General features: G+C 69.7%; 18 protein-coding genes and 1 tRNA gene. 8 read left to right on the top strand and 11 right to left on the bottom strand.

Annotated elements, in window-relative coordinates; all coding sequences use genetic code 11:
• Positions 1-122 precede the first annotated feature (122 nt).
• On the top strand, positions 123-953 hold the full coding sequence (locus ACFY5C_RS18160; RefSeq protein WP_389445329.1) for a helix-turn-helix transcriptional regulator: 831 nt from the start codon (positions 123-125) through the stop codon (positions 951-953).
• 360 nt (positions 954-1,313) lie between these two features.
• Here ACFY5C_RS18160 and ACFY5C_RS18155 read toward each other — a convergent pair whose 3' ends face one another.
• Positions 1,314-2,702 carry a cystathionine beta-synthase gene (locus ACFY5C_RS18155; RefSeq protein ID WP_389445327.1) on the bottom strand — a complete coding sequence of 463 codons (1,389 nt, stop codon included), beginning with the start codon at positions 2,700-2,702 and terminating at the stop codon, positions 1,314-1,316.
• 159 nt (positions 2,703-2,861) lie between these two features.
• Here ACFY5C_RS18155 and ACFY5C_RS18150 point away from each other — a divergent pair, with 159 nt between their 5' ends.
• From ACFY5C_RS18150 to ACFY5C_RS18140, 3 genes are all read left to right on the top strand, one after another.
• Positions 2,862-3,896 carry an SGNH/GDSL hydrolase family protein gene (locus tag ACFY5C_RS18150; RefSeq protein ID WP_389445326.1) on the top strand — a complete coding sequence of 345 codons (1,035 nt, stop codon included), beginning with the start codon at positions 2,862-2,864 and terminating at the stop codon, positions 3,894-3,896.
• A gap of 209 nt (positions 3,897-4,105) precedes the next feature.
• Positions 4,106-5,326 carry an acetyl-CoA C-acetyltransferase gene (locus ACFY5C_RS18145; RefSeq protein ID WP_389445324.1) on the top strand — a complete coding sequence of 407 codons (1,221 nt, stop codon included), beginning with the start codon at positions 4,106-4,108 and terminating at the stop codon, positions 5,324-5,326.
• Positions 5,327-5,621: 295 nt separating this feature from the next.
• Positions 5,622-6,404: a hypothetical protein gene (locus ACFY5C_RS18140; RefSeq protein ID WP_389445475.1), complete on the top strand. Its 783-nt coding sequence runs from the start codon at positions 5,622-5,624 to the stop codon at positions 6,402-6,404.
• A gap of 88 nt (positions 6,405-6,492) precedes the next feature.
• Here ACFY5C_RS18140 and ACFY5C_RS18135 read toward each other — a convergent pair whose 3' ends face one another.
• On the bottom strand, positions 6,493-6,804 hold the full coding sequence (locus ACFY5C_RS18135) for a hypothetical protein (RefSeq protein WP_389445322.1): 312 nt from the start codon (positions 6,802-6,804) through the stop codon (positions 6,493-6,495).
• A 94-nt stretch (positions 6,805-6,898) separates the two neighbouring features.
• Here ACFY5C_RS18135 and ACFY5C_RS18130 point away from each other — a divergent pair, with 94 nt between their 5' ends.
• A complete protein-coding gene (locus tag ACFY5C_RS18130) occupies positions 6,899-7,129 on the top strand; it encodes a DUF4287 domain-containing protein (protein WP_030049879.1) in 231 nt (76 codons plus the stop codon).
• 63 nt (positions 7,130-7,192) lie between these two features.
• Here the strand turns inward: ACFY5C_RS18130 and ACFY5C_RS18125 are convergent, their stop codons facing one another.
• The 3 genes from ACFY5C_RS18125 to ACFY5C_RS18115 form a co-directional block, all read right to left on the bottom strand.
• A complete protein-coding gene (locus ACFY5C_RS18125) occupies positions 7,193-8,086 on the bottom strand; it encodes a Bax inhibitor-1/YccA family protein (protein WP_389445320.1) in 894 nt (297 codons plus the stop codon).
• A gap of 214 nt (positions 8,087-8,300) precedes the next feature.
• Positions 8,301-9,476, bottom strand: coding sequence for a 4-hydroxybenzoate 3-monooxygenase (locus ACFY5C_RS18120; RefSeq protein ID WP_389445318.1), 1,176 nt, complete (start codon positions 9,474-9,476; stop codon positions 8,301-8,303).
• 149 nt (positions 9,477-9,625) lie between these two features.
• Positions 9,626-9,709, bottom strand: a tRNA-Leu gene (locus ACFY5C_RS18115).
• A gap of 393 nt (positions 9,710-10,102) precedes the next feature.
• Here ACFY5C_RS18115 and ACFY5C_RS18110 point away from each other — a divergent pair.
• Both ACFY5C_RS18110 and ACFY5C_RS18105 read left to right on the top strand, forming a co-directional pair.
• Positions 10,103-10,873, top strand: a complete 771-nt coding sequence (locus ACFY5C_RS18110; protein WP_328427174.1) for an ABC transporter ATP-binding protein — start codon at positions 10,103-10,105, stop codon at positions 10,871-10,873.
• Positions 10,873-13,407, top strand: coding sequence for an ABC transporter permease (locus tag ACFY5C_RS18105; protein WP_389445316.1), 2,535 nt, complete (start codon positions 10,873-10,875; stop codon positions 13,405-13,407). The genes ACFY5C_RS18110 and ACFY5C_RS18105 overlap by 1 nt, the downstream gene beginning before the upstream one ends.
• Before the next feature lie 81 nt (positions 13,408-13,488).
• On the opposite strand, the gene ACFY5C_RS18100 is transcribed toward ACFY5C_RS18105, so the two are convergent.
• Together ACFY5C_RS18100 and ACFY5C_RS18095 are read right to left on the bottom strand one after the other, a co-directional pair.
• Positions 13,489-14,802, bottom strand: coding sequence for a class I SAM-dependent methyltransferase (locus ACFY5C_RS18100; RefSeq protein ID WP_389445314.1), 1,314 nt, complete (start codon positions 14,800-14,802; stop codon positions 13,489-13,491).
• A gap of 214 nt (positions 14,803-15,016) precedes the next feature.
• Positions 15,017-16,405: an NAD(P)/FAD-dependent oxidoreductase gene (locus tag ACFY5C_RS18095; protein ID WP_389445312.1), complete on the bottom strand. Its 1,389-nt coding sequence runs from the start codon at positions 16,403-16,405 to the stop codon at positions 15,017-15,019.
• Between the two features lie 547 nt (positions 16,406-16,952).
• On the opposite strand from ACFY5C_RS18095, the gene ACFY5C_RS18090 reads away from it, so the two are divergent.
• Positions 16,953-17,186: a hypothetical protein gene (locus ACFY5C_RS18090; protein ID WP_389445311.1), complete on the top strand. Its 234-nt coding sequence runs from the start codon at positions 16,953-16,955 to the stop codon at positions 17,184-17,186.
• 85 nt (positions 17,187-17,271) lie between these two features.
• On the opposite strand, the gene ACFY5C_RS18085 is transcribed toward ACFY5C_RS18090, so the two are convergent.
• The 4 genes from ACFY5C_RS18085 to eno form a co-directional block, all read right to left on the bottom strand.
• Positions 17,272-18,243 (bottom strand): exopolyphosphatase, encoded by a 972-nt coding sequence (locus ACFY5C_RS18085; RefSeq protein WP_389445310.1) that lies wholly within the window; start codon positions 18,241-18,243, stop codon positions 17,272-17,274.
• A complete protein-coding gene (locus ACFY5C_RS18080) occupies positions 18,240-18,824 on the bottom strand; it encodes a DUF501 domain-containing protein (RefSeq protein ID WP_389445309.1) in 585 nt (194 codons plus the stop codon). The genes ACFY5C_RS18085 and ACFY5C_RS18080 overlap by 4 nt, the downstream gene beginning before the upstream one ends.
• A 56-nt stretch (positions 18,825-18,880) precedes the next feature.
• A complete protein-coding gene (locus tag ACFY5C_RS18075) occupies positions 18,881-19,357 on the bottom strand; it encodes a septum formation initiator family protein (RefSeq protein WP_389445308.1) in 477 nt (158 codons plus the stop codon).
• Positions 19,358-19,482: 125 nt separating this feature from the next.
• Positions 19,483-20,763, bottom strand: coding sequence for a phosphopyruvate hydratase (gene eno, locus ACFY5C_RS18070; protein WP_384187483.1), 1,281 nt, complete (start codon positions 20,761-20,763; stop codon positions 19,483-19,485).
• Positions 20,764-20,862 lie beyond the last annotated feature (99 nt).

Below are 20,862 nucleotides of genomic sequence, written 5' to 3'. Positions count from 1 at the left end.
GTCCCGGCACCTCGGGGACACCACTCACCCTTCGCCGTCGTGCCCGCCCTACCCAGGGCTGCGTTGTTCCTGTGTCTGGCAGTACCAGGCTCGCGGCCCGATGCCCGGCTACGCTCGAAACCATGGACGGGGACCTGGGAGACTTCCTGCGCTCACGCCGCGGCCGCATCCAGCCGGAGGAGGTGGGGCTGCCCTCGTACGGGCGGCGCCGGGTTCCGGGTCTGCGCCGCGAAGAGGTGGCGCAACTGGCCGGAGTGAGCGTCGACTACTACGTCCGCCTCGAACAGGGCCGGGGGCAGAGCGTCTCGGATGCCGTCCTGGACGCGATCGCGCGAGTCCTGCGGCTGGACGAGACGGAGCACGACTATCTGCGTACGGTGGCCCGGCCCCGCGACCGAGGCACCCGCCGCCCCGCCACGGCGCGCGTCCGCCCGGGCGTCCAGACCCTGCTGGACAGCATGGACCGCACGCCCGCCTTCGTCATCGGCCCCCGCATGGACGTCCTCGCCTGGAACACCCTCGCCGACGCGGTCAGCGACTACGCCCGTACGGCTCCCGCCGACCGCAACATCCCGCGGCACGTCTTCCTCGACCCCGACGCCCGGGCCCGCTACCCGGAGTGGCCCGCGATCGCCGCGCAGGCGGTCGCCCACCTCCGCCTGAACGCCGGCCATCGCCCGGACGACGGCGAGTTGCGTGCGCTCGTCGGCGAACTGTCCGACAGGAGCGAGGACTTCCGCCGACTGTGGGCGGACCACCAGGTCGAGCCCTGCATGTCCGGCACGAAACGCATCCAGCACCCGCTCGTGGGCCTGCTGACCCTCCCGTACGAGACCATGACCATCCAGACGGAACCGGACCAGACGATGGTGGTCTACACACCGCAGCCGGGCTCGGAGACGGCGGAGCGGCTCGCGCTGCTCGGGAGTTGGGCCGCGGCGGAGGCGCGCTGAGGCAGCGGCCGACGACCTCGACCGGCCGTCGGACAGAGCTATGCGCGGGGACCGCCGCACCCCCGTTGCCGGGGGGCGGGACGACGGCGGTCCCCGCGAGGGACGTCGACCGGGTCAGGGCCAGGTCTCACGTCCGGGCGTCCATGGAGGTCCGGGAGCCGCTCCGGAGGTCCTTGGACGTTCGGCGCCGGCCCGGGCGGGGAGCCGCTCCCGCCCTGCCGACACCCACTAATGTGCCCGACCCGTGTTAAGCGGGTGCTGCGTGGACGTGACGCGCTCGTACCAGTTCCGCGACGGCCCGAGCGGCGCCGGTCACCGCAAGTTCGCCGCGGACACGGGCCGTTCACCGCAGGTTTGCCGCTACTTCCCGCCCTTGGCGAGGAAGGCCAGCAGGTCCTGCCGGCTGATCACGCCGGTCGGCTTGCCCTCGACGAGGACGATCGCCGCGTCCGCCGCGCCCAGGACGGACATCAGGTCCGCGACGGGCTCACCGGAGCCGACCTGCGGCAGCGGCGCCGACATGTGCTTCTCCAGCGGGTCCTCCAGCGAGGCCCGCTTGGCGAACAGGGCGTCGAGCAGCTCGCGTTCGACGACGGACCCGACGACCTCCGCGGCCATGACGTCGGGGTGACCGGCACCCGGCTTCACGATCGGCATCTGCGAGACGCCGTACTCGCGCAGCACCTCGATGGCCTGACCGACCGTCTCGTCCGGGTGCATGTGGACGAGGGACGGGATGGCGCCGTGCTCCTTGTCGTTGAGGACGTCACTGACGCGCGCGCTCGGGCCGGTGTCCTCGAGGAAGCCGTAGTCGGCCATCCACTCGTCGTTGAAGATCTTGGAGAGGTAGCCGCGGCCGCTGTCCGGCAGCAGCACGACCACCACGTCGTCCGGGCCGAGCCGCTCGGCGACCCGCAGCGCGGCCACGACGGCCATGCCGCACGAACCGCCCACCAGCAGGCCCTCCTCCTTCGCCAGCCGCCGGGTCATCTGGAAGGAGTCCTTGTCGGACACGGGGACGATCTCGTCGGCGACGGTCCGGTCGTACGCCGTCGGCCAGAAGTCCTCACCGACGCCCTCGACGAGATACGGCCGCCCGGACCCGCCGGAGTACACGGAGCCCTCGGGGTCGGCGCCGACGACCTGCACCTTGCCGTCGCTGGCGTCCTTGAGGTAGCGGCCCGTACCCGAGATGGTGCCGCCCGTCCCCACACCCGTCACGAAGTGGGTGATCTTCCCCTCCGTCTGCTCCCACAGCTCGGGGCCGGTGGAGTGGTAGTGGGAGAGCGGGTTGTTGGGGTTGGAGTACTGGTCCGGCTTCCAGGCGCCGGGCGTCTCACGGACCAGCCGGTCGGAGACGTTGTAGTACGAGTCCGGGTGCTCGGGATCGACGGCGGTGGGGCAGACGACCACCTCGGCGCCGTAGGCCCGCAGCACGTTGATCTTGTCGGTGCTGACCTTGTCGGGGCACACGAAGATGCACTTGTACCCCTTCTGCTGCGCCACGATGGCGAGGCCGACACCGGTGTTGCCGCTGGTCGGCTCGACGATCGTGCCGCCGGGCTTGAGCGCGCCGCTCTCCTCCGCGGCCTCGATCATGCGCAGGGCGATGCGGTCCTTCACTGAGCCGCCCGGGTTGAAGTACTCCACCTTGGCCAGGACGGTAGCCCGGATGCCCTTGGTCACGTTGTTGAGCCTCACCAGCGGGGTGTTGCCGACGAGACTGATCATCGAGTCGTGGAAATGCACCGTTGTCTCCGGATGCTGCAAAAGAAGTGGTCTTAGTGGTTCAGCCAGCCTATGGCCTGCGCGGGGCCCATGACGGTCGTTCACTCCTCGTTGGGATTGGGCCACGGTCCGTGCGGGGCAAGCAGTTGATGTACGGCTATGAGGAGGTGGCGGCGACGCATGACGAGCATGTCGAGGGCGAGGGTGGCACGGCGGATCGCGGCGGGCGCCGCGTACGGCGGAGGCGGCATCGGTCTGGCGGGGGCGGCGGCCGTCGGTCTGGTCCTCGCCGAGGTGCGAATGGCCCGGCGCCACGTGGGCAACGGCACGAGCAACCACGTACCGAACGCCGACGGCCGGTACGGCCGCCTGTACGCCACTCCTGGCGAGCCGCCCCTGCGCCTGACCATTCTGGGTGACTCCACGGCCGCGGGACAGGGCGTGCACCGGGCCGGGCAGACCCCGGGGGCGCTGCTGGCGTCGGGGCTGGCCGCGGTGGCGGAACGCCAGGTGGTGCTGCGCAACGTGGCCCTGCCGGGCGCCCGCTCGGACGACCTGGACCGCCAGGTGGCCCTGGTCCTCGCCGATCCGGCCCTGGTGCCCGACATCTGCGTGATCATGGTCGGCGCGAACGACGTCACGAACCGCATGCCGGCCACCCGCTCGGTGCGCCACCTGTCCGCCGCGGTACGGCGTCTGCGCACGGCAGGCGCGGAGGTGGTGGTGGGCACCTGCCCCGACCTCGGCACGATCGAACCGGTCCAGCAGCCGCTGCGCTGGCTCGCCAGACGGGCCTCACGCCAGCTGGCGGCCGCCCAGACGATCGGCGTCGTCGAACAGGGCGGCCGCACTGTGTCGCTGGGCGACCTGCTGGGCCCGGAGTTCGCGGCGAACCCGCGCGAGCTCTTCGGCCCCGACAACTACCACCCCTCCGCGGAGGGCTATGCCACGGCGGCGATGGCCGTCCTGCCGACGCTCTGCGCGGCCCTGGGCCTGTGGCCGGCGGAGGAGGAACGCCCCGACGTCACCCGGCGCGAGGGCTTCCTCCCGGTGGCCCGCGCCGCGGCCGAGGCCGCTTCGGAGGCGGGCACCGAGGTCACGGCAGCCATGCCGACCGGCCCGAAGGGCCCCTGGGCGCTGCTCAAGAGGCGGCGCCGGCGGCGGGTGCACGAGGCCGAGCCGACGTCCACACCGTCCAGCCCGTCCGGCGTCTGAGGACGAGGTCCGGTCCGACGCACCCCAGGAGGCCAAAGCAAGCGCTTAGAAAGCTGCGGCGAAGGTCACATGCCCATTCTCGTGACCGGATGGGTACGTACGGGTAACTTCCCTCACAGCCCTGCCCGACCCCCCGGTATGCCCACCCGTCGCCCGACCGCCACCCCTCAACGAGGCGCTGCGCGCCGCACCTTTCAACTGGAGCCGTGATGCCCGAAGCCGTGATCGTCTCGACCGCCCGCTCCCCCATCGGCCGCGCTTTCAAGGGCTCCCTCAAAGACCTGCGGCCCGACGACCTCACCGCCACGATCATCCAGGCGGCTCTGGCCAAGGTCCCCGAGCTGGACCCGCGCGACATCGACGACCTGATGCTCGGCTGCGGCCTCCCCGGCGGCGAACAGGGCAACAACCTCGGCCGCATCGTCGCCGTACAGATGGGCATGGACCACCTCCCGGGCTGCACCGTCACCCGGTACTGCTCCTCTTCCCTGCAGACCTCCCGCATGGCTCTGCACGCCATCAAGGCGGGTGAGGGTGACGTCTTCATCTCGGCCGGCGTCGAGACGGTCTCCCGGTTCACCAAGGGCAACTCCGACAGCCTCCCGGACACCCACAACCCCCTCTTCGCGGAGGCCGAGGCCCGCACCGCCGAGGTCGCCCAGCAGGAGGGCACGACCTGGCACGACCCGCGTGAGGACGGGCTCATCCCCGACCCGTACATCGCCATGGGCCAGACCGCCGAGAACCTCGCCCGGGCGAAGGGCATCACCCGCGAGGAGCTGGACGAGTTCGGCGTGCGCTCGCAGAACCTCGCCGAGGAAGCGATCAAGAACGGTTTCTGGGAGCGCGAGATCACGCCGGTGACCCTCCCCGACGGCACCGTGGTCAGCAAGGACGACGGCCCGCGTGCCGGCGTCACCATGGAGGGCGTGGCGGGCCTCAAGCCGGTCTTCCGCCCCGACGGCCTCGTCACCGCCGGCAACTGCTGCCCGCTCAACGACGGCGCCGCCGCGCTCGTGATCATGTCCGACACCAAGGCCCGCGAGCTCGGCCTCACCCCGCTCGCCCGCATCGTCTCCACCGGTGTGTCCGGCCTGTCGCCCGAGATCATGGGCCTCGGCCCGGTGGAGGCCTCGCAGCAGGCCCTGCGCCGTGCCGGTCTCGGCATCGACGACATCGACCTGGTCGAGATCAACGAGGCGTTCGCCGCCCAGGTGATCCCCTCCTACCGCGACCTGGGCATCGACATCGACAAGCTGAACGTCAACGGCGGCGCCATCGCCGTCGGCCACCCCTTCGGCATGACCGGCGCCCGCATCACCACCACCCTCATCAACTCCCTCCAGCACCACGACAAGCAGTTCGGCCTGGAGACGATGTGCGTCGGCGGCGGCCAGGGCATGGCGATGGTCATCGAGCGCCTGAGCTGAAACCGGCCCGTTCGAGGCCCTGGGTAGTCAACTCACGACCCAGTGTGAGCCTTCGGCCCAGAACCCGGGAAACCCCGCGGTTCTGGGCCGTTTTGTGATCCAATCTCCCCCAGGATGTGACCTATCTCCCTCGACGAAGGGATTTACGCAGGTCAGAGCCGTTCACCGCTAAACATCAGGCCCAAAGTCCTGTCCGTTTGGTGACGTTACGCACTGACAGCTGGATAGTCCGCCCTTCAAGCTGATGTAGGAAGTCGGGGGTCGACTTTGAACCGGGAGTACGTCAGTGAGCGCCATGCCGATCGCCTTGCTGCTCACCACGGCCGCCACCGGCGCCGTGGGCGTCGCCGTCCTGCGCACCCTCATGGTGTTGCGCCGACAGGTCGCGGCCCTGCACACCGAGCTGGCTCGGAGCAACGCGGGCTCGGCCCGCGGCCTCGTCCCGCAGGCCCGCCTCTCCGCGGACGCCGATGAGATACGCGCCGCGGTGGCCGAGGCGCTCGCCGAGGAGCGCGAGCGGGAGCTGGCCGAGGCGCGGGCCTTCTGGGCCGCCCAGGAGTCCCGTGACGCCGGAGACGCCCCCACGCTGCTGGGCCTGTCCGACAGTGAGCTGTTCCTGCCCCGCCAGGCCGATTTCGCGGGACTGGAGCACCTGGAGCCGGTGACCGAGTCGACCGCGGACGCCGACGAGTTCGCCGGGGAGTCCCCCGAACTGGCCGCGGCCCGCCGCCGGCACCCCTCCCACCCGGACTTCGTCCCGGTCTCCTCACCGGTCGTGAACGATCACGAGCGCACGGTGGCCACCCTCGAGGACCTCGCTGCCTCCGCCACCGAACTGACCGACGTCCGCCCGGGCCCGCTGGGCACCCTCGACGTCTACGTCTTCGCGGACGGCACGACCCTGTGCATGACCCCGGGCCACCGCGAGACGGCGGAGCGCCTCGCGACGGCCCTGCGCGCGGGGGAGACGCCCGTGCTGCTCGGCGGTTCGGGAGTCTCGGGCGCGTACACGCTGACGTTCGCGTGCGGCGAGGAGAACGTCTACATCCTGGCCGACCGGGTCATAGCGTCCCTCTGACCTGATGACGCCGGGAGGCGAAGCGCCCCTTCAGCGGCGCGGGGAACTGCGCGACCAGCCACACACGGCCGTCAGTCGCCGATGACGCTCAGACCCCCGCTTTCTTCTGCGCCTCCTCCACCAGCCGCACCGCTTCCTCGACCTCACCCTCGTTCGTGAGTACGACTGCCAAGTCGTGAACGGCGACGGTGATTTGGTCGGCAGCGGCGAACATCCCGGCATCAGGCATCACCCGAGGCTCAACCCCGGGTGCCTCCAGAACCTGCGCCCAGCGGGCCAACTCCCTGGCCAGCGCCAGTGCCTCCGCGGCAGCGCCCCGCTGCAAGCGGGACTGCGGCGCGGCCCGCAACCGGTCGGCGAAGTGATCTACGGCTCGGGTCAGACGCGTCGTATCAACCACGCCGCGAGCGTACGCGACTGTTGCCAACGGGCGAACGCTCAGGCACGGTGACCTGAAGGACCGGCTTACATCCCCTTTGCGTCCGGAGGCGCCGATGTCCCACGTCCTCTCCGAGGAGACCCACCGCAACATGCTCGCCCGCATCCCCCATTGCACCGGTCGTGAAGTCTCCGACTGGCTCCGCACGGTAGAAGAAGGCCCGGCCCTCGTCCGCTTCGAGGAGAAGGTCAGCTGGCTTCGCCACGAATACGACCTCGCGTACGGCCACGCGAAGGCGATCGTCCACGAGTACGACCTGAGGAGGGCGGCGCGCAAATTCCTCTAGGCGCGCACACGACGAAGGGCCCCGGATCGAACCCGGGGCCCTTTGCTGCAAAGCCGTCGCGGACTAGTCGCTGCTGTTGAGGATCGAGATGAGCCTCAGGAACTCCATGTAGATCCACACCAGCGTCAGCGTGAGACCGAAGGCGGCGAGCCAGGCCTCCTCGCGCGGCGCGCCGTAGGCGAGGCCGTCCTCGACCTGCTTGAAGTCCAGGGCGAGGAAGCAGGCGCCGAGCAGGATGCCGACGATGCCGAACACGATGCCGAGCGGGCCGCTGCGGAAGCCGAGGCCGTCACCGCCGCCGAAGACGGCGAACAGCAGGTTGACCGCCATCAGCAGGATGAAGCCGAGCGCGGCCGCCATCACGAAACCGACGAAGCGGCGGTTGACGCGGATCCAGCCCGCCTTGTACGCCACCAGCACGGCGGCGAACACCGCCATGGTGCCGATCACCGCCTGCATGGCCGCACCGCTCGCGATGCGGTTGTCGACGACGCTGGAGACGACGCCGAGGAACACGCCCTCGAGCGCGGCGTACGACAGGATCAGCGCGGGCGAGGCCTTGCGCTTGAAGGACTGGACGAGCGCCAGAACCATGCCGACGAGACCGGCCACGATGGCGATGCCGTACGACCGGCTGATGTTCGCGTCGTCGACGGGCAGCAGCGCCCAGGCGAGCGCGGCCGTGACGATCAGGGTGCCGAGCGTGGTGCCCGTACGCAGGATGACGTCGTCCATCGTCATCCGGCCGGTGGTGGCCGGGGCCTGCGGCGGAGCGCCGTGCTGAAGGTCCGTCTGGGCGTAAGGGTTCTGCGCGTACGGGTTGCCGGCCGGCTGGGCATACGGGTTGCCCTGCGTGCCGACAGCGGCGCCCCCGGCCTGCGGCGCGGTGTTGAAGCCCGCGTAGCCGTTGTCGCGGCTGAACCCCCGTCGCGAGAAGACCGGGTTGCTGCTCCTCATTTCACTCCTCCATGGCCACCGTGCGTGGCCTTGGCTCAAGAGTAATAGGTTGGCAAAGGATCGACCCTAATACCTGCGGAGGATCTTTCCCTCTTCGTGCTGCGCAACACGGTACGCGGCTGGGTGATTCCCGGCCATGGACGGGATCATTCATGACCAACCCGGTACGTGGCCGGAACCCGTCGGAGATCACTCCCCCGGCCCGCACCCGCGCTCACCCGAACGGAAAGCCCGTGTACCCCTCCGCCAGGTCCGTCTCGGCGGCCCGCGACGACGCGAGCCGCTCCAGTCGCGCCAACTGGAGCCGGTCCTCGAAGGGGGTTGCGTCGGGGGCCCGGTGCAGCAGCGTCGTCATGTCGTACGAGAACCGCTCGGCCTGCCAGACGCGGCGCAGACAGGTCTCGGAGTAGGCGTCGAGCAGCTCCGCCGAACCCGTCTGCCTTTGACGCGTCAGCGCCCGCGCGAAGGTGACTACATCCCCGACGGCCAGATTCAGCCCCTTCGCACCCGTGGGCGGCACGATGTGCGCCGCGTCACCGGCCAGGAACAGGCGGCCGTACCGCATGGGTTCGTGGACGTAGGAGCGCATGGGGGTGACGGACTTCTGGGTGATCGGGCCGCGCTGGAGCCGCCAGTCGTCGTCCGTCTCGAAGCGGCGCTCCAGCTCCGCCCAGATCTCGTCGTCGCCCCACTGCTCGGCGTCGGTGCCGTCCGGCACCTGGAGGTAGAGGCGGGAGACGGACGGCGAGCGCATGGACAGCAGGGCGAAGCCGCGGTCGTGGCGGGCGTAGACCAGCTCGTCGTGGGAGGGCGGAACGTCGGCGAGGATGCCGAGCCACCCGAAGGGGTACGTCCGCTCGAAGACCCGGGTCAGCTCGGCGGGGATCGCCTTGCGGGACACTCCCCAGAAGCCGTCGCAGCCGACGAGGTAGTCGCACTCCAGGACGTCCTCGCGCCCCTGGTGCCGGAAGCGCACGCGGGGGCTGTCGGTGTCCGCGTCCTCCACCGCGAGCGCCTCCGCCTCGAACAGCAGCGGGCCGCCCTCCTTCAACTGGAGGGCGATGAGGTCCTTGCAGACCTCGGTCTGGGCGTAGACCATCACCGACCGGCCACCGGTGAGTGCGGGGAAGTCGACGCGGTGGCGCTTCCCGGCGAACCGCAGCTCGATGCCGTCGTGCCCGAGGCCCTCGCGGTCCATCCGCTCGCCGGCGCCGGCCGCGCGCAGCACGTCCACCGTGCCCTGCTCCAGGATTCCGGCGCGCTGGCGGTGTTCGACGTAGGCGCGGTCGCGGCTCTCCAGGACGACCGAGTCGATGCCGGCGTTGTGGAGCAGCCGGGCGAGGAGGAGGCCGGCCGGGCCCGCTCCGATGATGCCGACGGTGGTGCGCATCGGTCGCCTTCCTTCACTGTTCGTCAGGTGAAGATTCATTCACCATTTCCTGACGCGAGTCTCCGACCGCACACGCCCGCTGTCAACGGTTCGGTGAAGACTTGAAGGGAGCTTGCAGGAAGCTCACGGGGAAAGGAGAACGTCGGAAGTGCCCAGAGCCGGACTTGAACCGGCACGCCCGCGAAGGGGCAGCGAGGTTTAAGCTCGCCGTGTCTGCATTCCACCATCTGGGCAGGCCATGGGCTCCGCATCGAGGTTCCGAGCCTATCGGGATACATCCCCCGAACAGCGGACTGGCGGACCGATGTTGTCTTATTTTATTGACGTCTGAGGGTGCATCAGCCCACGGAACACGCCATCCGCACTTGCCAATAGCCTTACGTGCGGCGGTCGACGACGCATACGGAATGACGGAATTTCACCGTCCGAACGAGGACGCTCCACCTGTTCTTGACGTGAGCGGCCGTCAGGGGTCCTCGTCATCCTCAGGTATGACGCGGCGGGGTCCGGTCCATCCGCAGTCTGCCTTCGGAACCGGAACAGCGACTGACTACACGGCCCACTTCGGCCGGGACGATGGACTACGTCCCCTCGTACACACCGTCGTCCCTCAGGAGTGCCTTCTCGTGACCACCGCATCCATCGCCGGCCGGGCCACCTCCGTGGCCGCGCGCGCCACGGATCTGTCGAAGATCTACGGACAGGGCGAGACCCAGGTGGTCGCCCTGGACCGGGTCTCCGTCGAATTCCGGCAGGCCGAGTTCACCGCGATCATGGGCCCGTCCGGCTCCGGCAAGTCCACGCTGATGCACTGCGTGGCCGGCCTCGACACCTTCTCCTCCGGTTCGGTGCGCATCGGCGACACCGAGCTCGGCTCCCTGAAGGACAAGCAGCTCACCAAGTTGCGCCGGGACAAGATCGGCTTCATCTTCCAGGCGTTCAATCTGCTGCCGACGCTGACCGCCCTGGAGAACATCACCCTCCCGATGGACATCGCGGGCCGCAAGGCCGACAAGCAGTGGGTGGATTCGGTCATCCGGATGGTGGGCCTCGCCGACCGCCTCAGCCACCGTCCCGCCCAGCTCTCCGGCGGCCAGCAGCAGCGCGTCGCCGTCGCCCGCGCCCTGGCCTCCAAGCCCGAGATCATCTTCGGCGACGAGCCGACCGGAAACCTCGACTCGCGCTCGGGCGCCGAGGTGCTGGGCTTCCTGCGCAACTCCGTACGGGAGTTGGGGCAGACCGTCGTGATGGTCACGCACGACCCGGTGGCCGCCGCGTACGCGGACCGTGTGGTCTTCCTCGCCGACGGCCGGATCGTCGACGAGATGTACCGGCCGACCGCGGACAACGTCCTCGACTTCATGAAGCAGTTCGACGCGAAGGGCCGCACCAGCTGATGTTCCGCACCGCCCTGCGCAACGTACTGGCGCACAAGGCCCGGCTGCTGATGACCGTGCTCGCCGTCATGCTCGGCGTCGCGTTCGTCTCCGGCACCCTGGTCTTCGCCGACACCCTCTCCAACGCCTTCCGCAACCAGTCGGCGAAGAGCTACGACGACGTCGCCGTCGCCGTCACCTCGTACGCGAACCCGGACGACACCAAGGAAGAGCCCGGTCTCTCCCGCAAGACCCTCGACAAGATCGCCGCGGTGGACGGCGTCGAAGCCGCCTACGGCCGCGTCGACGGCTTCGCCGGGGTCGCCGACCCCGACGGGAAGCTGATCGGCGTCGGCTGGTCCAACAAGGGCTCCAACTTCGCCCCCGGCAAGGACGGCAAGGACGCCGCCTACACGTTCACCGACGGCTCCGGCCCGGTGAAGGACGATCAGATCGCCCTGGACAAGGAGTCCGCGGCCAAGGGCGAGTACCAGGTCGGCGACCGGGTCCGGGTGGCCACGAACGGGCCGGTGCAGGAGTACACCCTCAGCGGCGTGTTCACCACCGAGGACGGTGCCGTGAACGCCGGCGGCAGCCTCGTCCTCTTCGACACCGCGGTCGCCCAGAAGCAGTACCTCAAGCCCGGCTACTTCGAGAGCGCCACCGTCACCGGCGCCCCCGGCGCGGACGACAAGAAGATCCTGGACGCCGTCAAGCCGCTGCTGCCGGACAACGCCGAGGCCAAGACCGGCCAGGCGCTCGCCGACGAGCAGGCCGAGCAGATCGAGCAGGGTCTGGGCAATCTCAAGCAGGTCCTGCTCGGCTTCGCGGGTATCGCGCTGTTCGTCGGGATCTTCCTGATCTCCAACACCTTCACGATGCTGGTCGCCCAGCGCACGAAGGAGATCGCCCTGATGCGCGCCGTCGGTGCGTCGCGCAAGCAGATCACCCGCTCGGTGCTCGCCGAGGCCGCCGTGGTGGGCCTGGTCGCCTCGGTGATCGGCTTCGTCCTCGGCATCGGGCTCGCGGTCGGCCTGCGGTCCGGGATGGCCGCGTTCGAGATGAAGATCCCGGACGGCCCGCTCGTCCTGTCCGCCACGCCGGTGATCGCCGCGATCAGCGTCGGTGTGCTGATCACCATGTTCGCCGCCTGGCTGCCCGGCCGCCGGGCCGCGAAGATCCCGCCGGTGGCGGCCATGAACAGCGTCCACGCGGCGGCCACCACCAAGTCGCTGGTGGTGCGCAACTCCATCGGTACGGCCATCACCGGCCTCGGCGCGGCCGGGATCGTGCTGGGTGCCTCGACCGGCGGCGACGACGGCCGGATGTACATCGGGGCGGGCGCGTTCTTCGCGCTGATCGGCGTGATCATCCTGATCCCGCTGCTGTCCCGGCCCGTGATCGCGCTCGTCCGTCCGCTGCTCGTCGGCCCCTTCGGGGTGGCCGGAAAGCTGGCCGGCCAGAACGCGGTCCGCAATCCGCGCCGTACCGGCGCCACCGCCTCGGCGCTGGCGATCGGACTGACGCTGGTGACCGGCCTGTCGGTGCTCGGTATCACGGTCGGCACGGCCATCGACAAGATGACCACGGACAACATCAAGGCCGACTACATGGTCTCGATGGCGAACGGCGGGGACCTCGACCAGTCCGCACTGACGGCGCTGGAGAAGGCCAAGGGCGTCTCGGCGGTCTCCCCGCAGCAGAGCGTCTACTTCCAGGCCGGTGACGAGGACTACGTGTCCGCCTCGGCGGTCACCCCGGGCGACATCGAGCAGGTCCTGAACGTCGACGTCGTCAGCGGCAACATCGACTCGCTCGCCGAGGGCCGGATCGCGGTCGCCGAGAAGACGGCCAAGAGCAAGGGCTGGAAGCCGGGCGACAGCGTCTCCGTCACGTTCAACGACGAGAAGAAGGGCACGCTCAAGGTCGGAGCCGTCTTCAAGGGCAGCGAGTTCCTCTCGCCCGTCCTCGTCGACACGAAGGTCGTGAACCCGCACGAGGTGCAGCCGTACATCCAGCAGATCTTCGTGAAGGTGGACGGCGGCCAGTCCGCCGCGAACGAGCAGGCCCTCATCAACGCGCTGGGCGACAACCCCGCGATCAAGGTCATGGACCAGCAGGACATCCGCAACGAGTTCGGCGGGGCCATCAACACCCTGCTGAACATCATGTACGGCCTGCTGGCGATGGCTCTGATCATCGCGGTGCTGGGTGTCGTCAACACCCTCGCGATGTCGGTGTTCGAACGGCAGCAGGAGATCGGCATGCTGCGTGCGATCGGTCTCGACCGGCGCCGGGTGAAGCGGATGGTCCGGCTGGAGGCCGTGGTCATCTCGGTGTTCGGGGCGGTGGTCGGCATCGGTCTCGGCTCGTTCCTCGGCTGGGCGATCGGCGAGACCATCGCCGAGCAGATCCCGGGCTACCGGCTGGTCCTGCCCTGGGACCGGATCGGGATCTTCCTGGTGCTGGCCGGACTGGTGGGCGTCCTGGCCGCGCTGTGGCCGGCCCGTAACGCCGCACGGCTGAACATGCTGAACGCGATCAAGGCCGAGTGACCACACTCCGGCACACCGAAGGGCCGGGCTTCCCCACGACGGGGAGCCCGGCCCTTCGGCTTGCGAGCTCTTGCGTCCGGATCAACGGCGTTCGGGTTCACTCCACTTGCGGGCCCGCAGCGGCATCCCGGAGTCTCCGGAGTCGGGTGTCCTGGTGGCCAGCACCTGGTTGACGCCGATGCGGTTGCGCTCGAAGGCGAGTACGCAGGCGGCCATGTACAGCTGCCAGACGCGGGCGCGTCCGGTGCCGGTGAGCTTGGCGGCCCGCGCCCAGTCCGCCTCCAGGTTGGCCACCCAGCGGCGCAGGGTCAGGGCGTAGTGCTCCCGGATCGACTCGACGTCACGCACCTCGAAACCGGCCCGTTCGAGCTGGGTGACGGTGACGCCGATGGGCTGGAGCTCACCGTCGGGGAAGACGTAGGAGTCGATGAACTCGTCCACCTCGTACGTGGATTCGTCCCGCTGCGGCCGGCGCCCGATCTGGTGGTTGAGCAGCCGCCCGCCGGGCTTGAGCAGCCGGTGCAGCACGTCGGCGTACTCCAGGTACCGCTCGGCGCCGACGTGTTCGGCCATGCCGATGGAGGAGATGGCGTCGTACGGCCCGTCACCGACGTCCCGGTAGTCCTGTACGCGGATCTCCACCTTGTCGGTGAGCCCCTCGTCGGCGATGCGCTTACGGGCGTAGGCCGCCTGCTCCTGGGAGAGGGTGATACCGACGACGCTCACGCCGTACTCGCGGGCCGCGTGTATGGCCATGGAGCCCCAGCCGCAGCCGACGTCGAGCAGTCGCAGGCCGGGCCCGAGGTCGAGCTTGCGGCAGACGAGGTCGAGCTTGTCGTGCTGGGCGGCCTCGAGGGTGCTGTGCGGGGGCGGGGCGGACCAGTAGGCGCAGGAGTACACCATGGACGGGCCGAGGACGATCTCGTAGAAGTCGTTGCCGACGTCGTAGTGGTGGCTGATCGCGCGTCTGTCGGTGCGCTTGGTGTGCAGATGGGCACGGGCACGGCGCACCTCCTCGGGAGGCGGTGCGGGCGGCAGCGGAAGTCCGCCGAGCTTGACGAGGCCGCGGACGGCGGCGCGCACGTCGGGATCCCGGAGCGCCTGAGCCAGGCTGCGGGCATCCTCCCCGCGCTCCCACACGAACCCCGCGAGCAGATCGAGGGCCGTGTACAGGTCCCCCTCGATGTCGAGGTCCCCGGCCACCCAGGCCCGGGCCAGGCCCAGCTCGCCGGGCTTGAACAACAGCCGCCGTACGGCGCGGCGATTGCGTACGACGAGGGTCGGCGCGCCCGGCGGACCCGCCTGCGAACCGTCCCAGGCGCGAATGCGCACCGGGAGCGGAACCCCCAGCAACTGTTCGAGCAGGCCCTTCAGCCGCACCGCGGCGTCTGGCATGGCGCACACCTCCGTGATGGGATCCCGGAATGTCCAACACCACGTAAACACCTGCAAGCCCCGTGCGCAGTCCCCCACGCGCGTCACAGCTGGGCAAACCCTGGGAAGGCGTACGCGACCGGTGCGCGCCGAGCTCTCCCGGAAAGCCCGAAGGGGGCCGCCCGCACCACGGATGGCGGGTGGCCCCCTTCGGGGTCGTTCAAGTGACCGGAGGTCAGGAGGCCTTGGCCTTCTCGCCCTTCTCGGCGGTGCTCGCGGGAGCGACCGGGGCCGGCTTCGCGGCCTCGTAGAACTCCTCGCGCGGGGACTCCAGCGCACCCAGCGCCACGACCTCGCGCTTGAGGAACATGCCGAGCGTCCAGTCGGCGAAGACGCGGATCTTGCGGTTGAAGGTCGGCATCGCCATGCCGTGGTAGCCACGGTGCATGTACCAGGCGAGACGGCCCTTGAGCTTGATCTTCATCTTGCCCATGACGATCATCGCCACGCCCTTGTGGAGGCCGAGGCCCGCCACCGCACCCTTGTTGGCGTGCGAGTAGTCCTTCTGCGGGAAGCCCCGCATACCGGAGATCACGTTGTCGCCGAGGACCTTGGCCTGACGCAGCGCGTGCTGGGCGTTCGGCGGGCACCAGGCGTTCTCGTTGCCCGCCTTGCGGCCGACGAGGTCCGGGACCTGGGCGTTGTCGCCGGCGGCCCAGATGTAGTCGGTGCCCTTGACCTGGAGGGACGGCTCGCAGTCGACGTGACCGCGGGGGCCGAGCGGCAGACCGAAGCGCGTGAGGGCCGGGTTCGGCTTGACGCCGGCCGTCCACACGATGGTGTTGGAGTCGACCTCGAGCCCGTTCTTCAGCACGACGTGGCCGTCGACGCAGGAGTCCATCGAGGTGGAGAGGTAGACCTCGACCCCGCGGGCCTCCAGGTGCTCCTTGCCGTACTGGCCCAGCTTCGGGCCGACCTCGGGAAGGATCTTGTCGGCCGCGTCGACGAGGACGAACCGCATGTCCTCACGGGACACACTGGTGTAGTACTTCGCCGCGTCGCGGGCCATGTCCTCGACCTCGCCGATGGTCTCCGCACCCGCGAAGCCACCGCCGATGAAGACGAAGGTGAGCGCCTTGCGGCGGATCTCCTCGTCGGTCGTGGAGTCGGCCTTGTCGAGCTGCTCGAGGACGTGGTTGCGCAGGCCGATGGCCTCCTCGATGCCCTTCATGCCGATGCCCTGCTCGGCGAGGCCGGGGATCGGGAAGGTGCGGGAGACCGCGCCCATCGCGATGACCAGGTAGTCGAAGGGCAGCTCGTACGCCTCGCCCACCAGCGGGGCGATCGTGGCGACCTTGCGGTCCTGGTCGATGGTGGTGACCCGGCCGGTGAGGACCTCCGCCTTGGGCAGCACGCGTCGCAGCGGGACGACGACGTGGCGCGGGGAGATGCTGCCGGCGGCGGTTTCGGGGAGGAAGGGCTGGTAGGTCATGTACGACCGGGGGTCGACGACCGTGACGGTCGCCTCGCCGTAGCGCATCTTCTTGAGGATGCGCCGAGCTGCGTACAGGCCTACGTACCCACCGCCTACTACGAGGATCCTGGGACGCTCCGTGGTGCTCATGCCATCGAGTATCCACCTGCCTCAGGGGGGTCGCTCGTGCGCCCCTTCACAAGCTCTTGCAGCCCCTGTGCTACACTCCCCGGCCCGCGTGACGCAGGTCATGGTCACGATCGGGAACCGGAAGGTCGCGCACCCCGTTGTCAATGCCGCGTGAGCTGCCTCTCTGCCTCTCCAGGGCCCCTGTGAGCGGGTCGGAACACCCCCGGGCGAGCAGCTCCCAGAGCCTCTTTACACCGTCCATCTGAACATGTTCAAGGGGCTGTTCACCCCTCGGAAGGGTCAACCGACACCGATCTGTGGTCCGACAGGGCCGAATTCCTTGTGAAGAACTTCACGAACTTTCTCGGGCGGGCGCTCGTGGCGGCCCGGCGAGGGGCCCGAAAGCCCCCTCGGAGACGCTCATACGCTAGCCCACCTGCTCAAGCGAAAGCTACCCACCAGTAACGAACGAGGCCCGAACCACACCCGCCGCGGCAATCTGAGGCACCGTCACCCAGTCGGCCACACTCCGCGCGAAATTGATCAGAAGGCCACATAACGTGCAGCCATGATCACCTCACAGAAGGCGCCCCTTCGGGCTGCCAAGCGAATAGTCTCGGTCGGCGCTGCCCTCGGCATCGCCCTTGCGTTGGGGACTACGGCCGCATCCACTGCGGCAGCCACCCCTGCCCACCAGGTCGCCCGGTCCAGTCCGGCCGACGGCGGTCACGGCCACCACCACGACCACGACCACCACGACGGTGGAGGGTGCAGCGGCCTCCTCGTCCTCCTCTGCAACTGACGGACAAGCCCGCACGGGCTTTGCCGCGGAACGGCCCCGGTCCCTCTTCACGAGGTACCGGGGCCGTTCCGCGGCAAAGCGCGTATCAGCGGCCGCGCTTGGGCGCCTCCGCGTCCTCCGCCACCTTGAAGGCGATGCCGTCGAGGATGTCGTGCTCGCTGACGACGACCTCCTCGGCGCCGATCCGTTCCATGATCGCGAGCAGCACCAGGGCGCCCGCCGCGATGACGTCAACTCGCCCCGGGTGCATGGACGGTACGGCCGCGCGCTCGGCGTGGGTGGAGCGCAGGAGCCAGTCGGTGATCTCGCGGACCCGGTCGTGGCCGACCCGGGAGTGGTGGATGCGGGCCGAGTCGTACTCGGGCAGGTCCTGCGCGATCGCCGACACCGTGGTGACCGAACCGGCAAGCCCCACCAGCGTCCTGGCCTCGCGCAGCGGCACCGTCTCCTCGGCCAGGTCGAGGGCCGCCTCGATGTCGGCCCGCATCGCCGCGATCTGCTCCTCGGAGGGCGGGTCGGAGACGACGCCGTCGCGGACCAGATGGCGCTCGGTCATCCGCACGCAGCCGACGTCCACCGAGCGTGCCGCGCGGACGTGCTCCTCGCCGACCACGAACTCGGTCGACCCGCCGCCGATGTCCACGACGAGATAGGGCCGGTGCAGGTCCTCGCGGCCCACGAGCTCCTTCGTCGCGCCCGTGAAGGAGAACTCGGCCTCCTGGTCCCCGGTGACGACCTCCGGCTCGACGCCCAGGATGTCCATGACCCCGCGGACGAACTCGTCCCGGTTCTCGGCGTCCCGGGAGGCGGACGTGGCGACGAACCGCAACCGCTCGGCGCCGTGCTCCTTGATGATCGCCGCGTAGTCACGGCAGGCGGCGAAGGTCCGCTCCAGGGCGTCGGGCGCGAGCCGCCCCGTGCGGTCGACGCCCTGGCCGAGCCGCACGATGGTCATACGGCGGTCCAGGTCGACGAGTTCCCCGGTGCGGGGGTCGACGTCGGCCACGAGGAGCCGGATGGAGTTGGTACCGCAGTCGATGGCGGCGACGCGGGTCACCGGCCGCCCTCCTCGGACTCCCCGGACGCCTCGGACGCCTCGGACGCCTCGGACGCCTCGGACTTCTCCGGGAGCGTCACGCACGCGCCCTTGCTCCACCACTGCGGCAGCATCGCGATCGCCTCGTCCCCCAGCGGGTTCACGCCCGGCCCCGCAGCCAGCGAGTGCGCGACCAGCACATGCAGACACTTCACCCGGTCCGGCATGCCACCCGCACTCGGAAAGCCGGTCAGCTCCTCGATCTCGTCGCGCCGCCGGATGTAGTCCTCATGCGCCGAGCGATACGCGGCGGCCAGCTCCGGATCCGACTCCAGCCGCGCAGTCATCTCCTTCATCACGCCGTTCGCCTCCAGCGTGCCGATCGCCGACGACGCCTTCGGGCACGTCAAGTAGTACAGCGTCGGGAAGGGGGTGCCGTCCGGCAGCCGCGGGGCCGTCTCGACGACGTCCGGCTGCCCGCACGGGCACCGGTGCGCGATCGCGCGCAGCCCGCGCGGGGGACGGCCGAGCTGCTGCTTGAAGGCCTCGACGTCCGCGTCGGTGGGCTCGGTGCGCGGGGTGGGCGGCGGGGCGGATTCCATGCCTGTCTTTCTGTCTGTTCTCGTCGGCGGTCTGTCGACCGGTCCGGACGATCGGGTCACTGCCGGGACGCGTCGGCCTTGTCGACCCCGTCCCAGATGTTCGCGTACCAGGGGCGGTCGGCCGCACCCAGCTCGGCGCGCGACTGCTTGGCCGCGTCCGGGTCGATCACGACGTAGCCGGTCTCCCCCGGCATCACATAATGCAGCCGCAGCCGGATCTGCTGCTCGGCGTAGGCGTCGTCCTGCCAGCGTGCCTTGACGTCGCGCAGTTGCTCGACCCGCTGCGCGGCCTCTTCCTTCTGCCGCTGCATGTCGGCGATCTCGGCACGCTGGGAGACGTACTGCCTTATCGGGTAGGCGAGCGCCACGACCATGGAGCAGACGACCAGCGCGAGCAGCGCGGCGCGTCCGGTGAGCCTGGAGCGCCGGGCCTGCCGCTTGGTCTGGGAGCGGTAGACACGGGCCGCCGTCTGCTCGCCGAGCAACCGGATCCTGGTCGCGGTGGAGAACCGGTCCCGATCCTTGACGGCCATGTCCCGCCTCCCGTTTCACATGCGTACGTCCCCGCACACGGTACGGGACCGAGTACGGGGACGTACGTACGACTGGCTAAGGCTCACCCCAGGTTGGGGCTCAGCGGCTCCGCGGCTTCAGCGGCTCAGCCCTTGAAGCGCGGGAACGCGCTGCGGCCGGCGTACACCGCCGCGTCGTCGAGGATCTCCTCGATGCGCAGCAGCTGGTTGTACTTGGCGACGCGCTCGGAGCGGGCCGGGGCGCCGGTCTTGATCTGGCCGCAGTTGGTGGCGACGGCCAGGTCGGCGATGGTGACGTCCTCGGTCTCGCCGGAGCGGTGCGACATCATGCACTTGAAGCCGCTGCGCTGGGCCAGCTCGACGGCGTCCAGGGTCTCGGTCAGCGAGCCGATCTGGTTGACCTTGACCAGGAGCGCGTTGGCGGCGCCCTCGTCGATGCCGCGGGCCAGGCGCTCCGGGTTGGTGACGAACAGGTCGTCGCCGACGAGCTGGACCTTGTCACCGAGCTTGTCGGTGATGGTCTTCCAGCCGTCCCAGTCGTCCTCGAACAGCGGGTCCTCGATGGAGACGAGCGGGTACGCGTCGACGAGCTCCGCGTAGTACTCGGTCATCTCGGCGGCGGAGCGCTCCTTGCCCTCGAAGGTGTAGACGCCGTCCTTGTAGAACTCGGACGCGGCGACGTCGAGCGCGAGGGCGATCTGCTCGCCGGGGGTGTAGCCGGCCTCCTTGATGGCCTCGAGGATGAGGTCGAGGGCCTCGCGGTTGGAGCCGAGGTTCGGGGCGAAGCCGCCCTCGTCGCCGAGGCCGGTGGCCAGGCCCTTGCTCTTCAGGACCTTCTTCAGCGTGTGGTAGACCTCGGCGCCCCAGCGCAGGGCCTCGGAGAAGGACTCCGCGCCGATCGGAGCGATCATGAACTCCTGGATGTCCACGTTGGAGTCGGCGTGCGAGCCGCCGTTCAGGATGTTCATCATCGGCACCGGCAGCAGGTGCGCGTTGGGGCCGCCCAGGTAGCGGAACAGCGGGAGGTCGCTGGCCTCGGAGGCGGCGTGGGCGACGGCGAGCGAGACGCCGAGGATGGCGTTGGCGCCGAGGGAGCCCTTGTTGTCGGTGGCGTCCAGGTCGAACATCGCCTGGTCGATCAGGCGCTGCTCGGTGGCGTCGTAGCCGACCAGCTCCGGGCCGATCTGCTCGATGACGGCGAGGACGGCCTTCTCGACGCCCTTGCCGAGGTAGCGGTTCGAGTCGCCGTCGCGGAGCTCGATGGCCTCGAAGGCGCCCGTGGAAGCGCCGGACGGAACGGCGGCACGACCGGTGCTGCCGTCGTCGAGGCCGACCTCGACCTCGACCGTGGGATTGCCTCGGGAGTCCAGGATTTCCCGGGCTACGACGACGTCGATGGACGGCACGAGTATCTCCTTCTTGGGATGTGAAGCACTGTGTCGCTGGTGGTGCGGGGCTGTGAGCCTTGCGACTAGAGCCTAACCGCCCCGGGGACATCGGCAGCC

The organism is Streptomyces sp. NPDC012935 (genome assembly GCF_042900345.1).
In the GTDB taxonomy this organism is placed as follows: Bacteria; Actinomycetota; Actinomycetes; order Streptomycetales; family Streptomycetaceae; genus Streptomyces.
Note: the sequence above shows the minus strand (reverse complement) of the source record. Positions and strands in the feature narration are given on the sequence as shown.

Coding starts and splice junctions, on each gene's coding strand:
- ACFY5C_RS18080 (WP_389445309.1), bottom strand. CDS start 18,824: ATGGAATCCGCCCCGCCGCCCACCCCGCGCACCGAGCCCACCGACGCG.
- ACFY5C_RS18105 (WP_389445316.1), top strand. CDS start 10,873: ATGTTCCGCACCGCCCTGCGCAACGTACTGGCGCACAAGGCCCGGCTG.
- ACFY5C_RS18150 (WP_389445326.1), top strand. CDS start 2,862: ATGACGAGCATGTCGAGGGCGAGGGTGGCACGGCGGATCGCGGCGGGC.
- ACFY5C_RS18120 (WP_389445318.1), bottom strand. CDS start 9,476: ATGCGCACCACCGTCGGCATCATCGGAGCGGGCCCGGCCGGCCTCCTC.
- ACFY5C_RS18075 (WP_389445308.1), bottom strand. CDS start 19,357: ATGGCCGTCAAGGATCGGGACCGGTTCTCCACCGCGACCAGGATCCGG.
- ACFY5C_RS18145 (WP_389445324.1), top strand. CDS start 4,106: ATGCCCGAAGCCGTGATCGTCTCGACCGCCCGCTCCCCCATCGGCCGC.
- ACFY5C_RS18125 (WP_389445320.1), bottom strand. CDS start 8,086: ATGAGGAGCAGCAACCCGGTCTTCTCGCGACGGGGGTTCAGCCGCGAC.
- ACFY5C_RS18140 (WP_389445475.1), top strand. CDS start 5,622: ATGCCGATCGCCTTGCTGCTCACCACGGCCGCCACCGGCGCCGTGGGC.
- ACFY5C_RS18130 (WP_030049879.1), top strand. CDS start 6,899: ATGTCCCACGTCCTCTCCGAGGAGACCCACCGCAACATGCTCGCCCGC.
- ACFY5C_RS18160 (WP_389445329.1), top strand. CDS start 123: ATGGACGGGGACCTGGGAGACTTCCTGCGCTCACGCCGCGGCCGCATC.
- ACFY5C_RS18090 (WP_389445311.1), top strand. CDS start 16,953: ATGATCACCTCACAGAAGGCGCCCCTTCGGGCTGCCAAGCGAATAGTC.
- ACFY5C_RS18100 (WP_389445314.1), bottom strand. CDS start 14,802: ATGCCAGACGCCGCGGTGCGGCTGAAGGGCCTGCTCGAACAGTTGCTG.
- ACFY5C_RS18095 (WP_389445312.1), bottom strand. CDS start 16,405: ATGAGCACCACGGAGCGTCCCAGGATCCTCGTAGTAGGCGGTGGGTAC.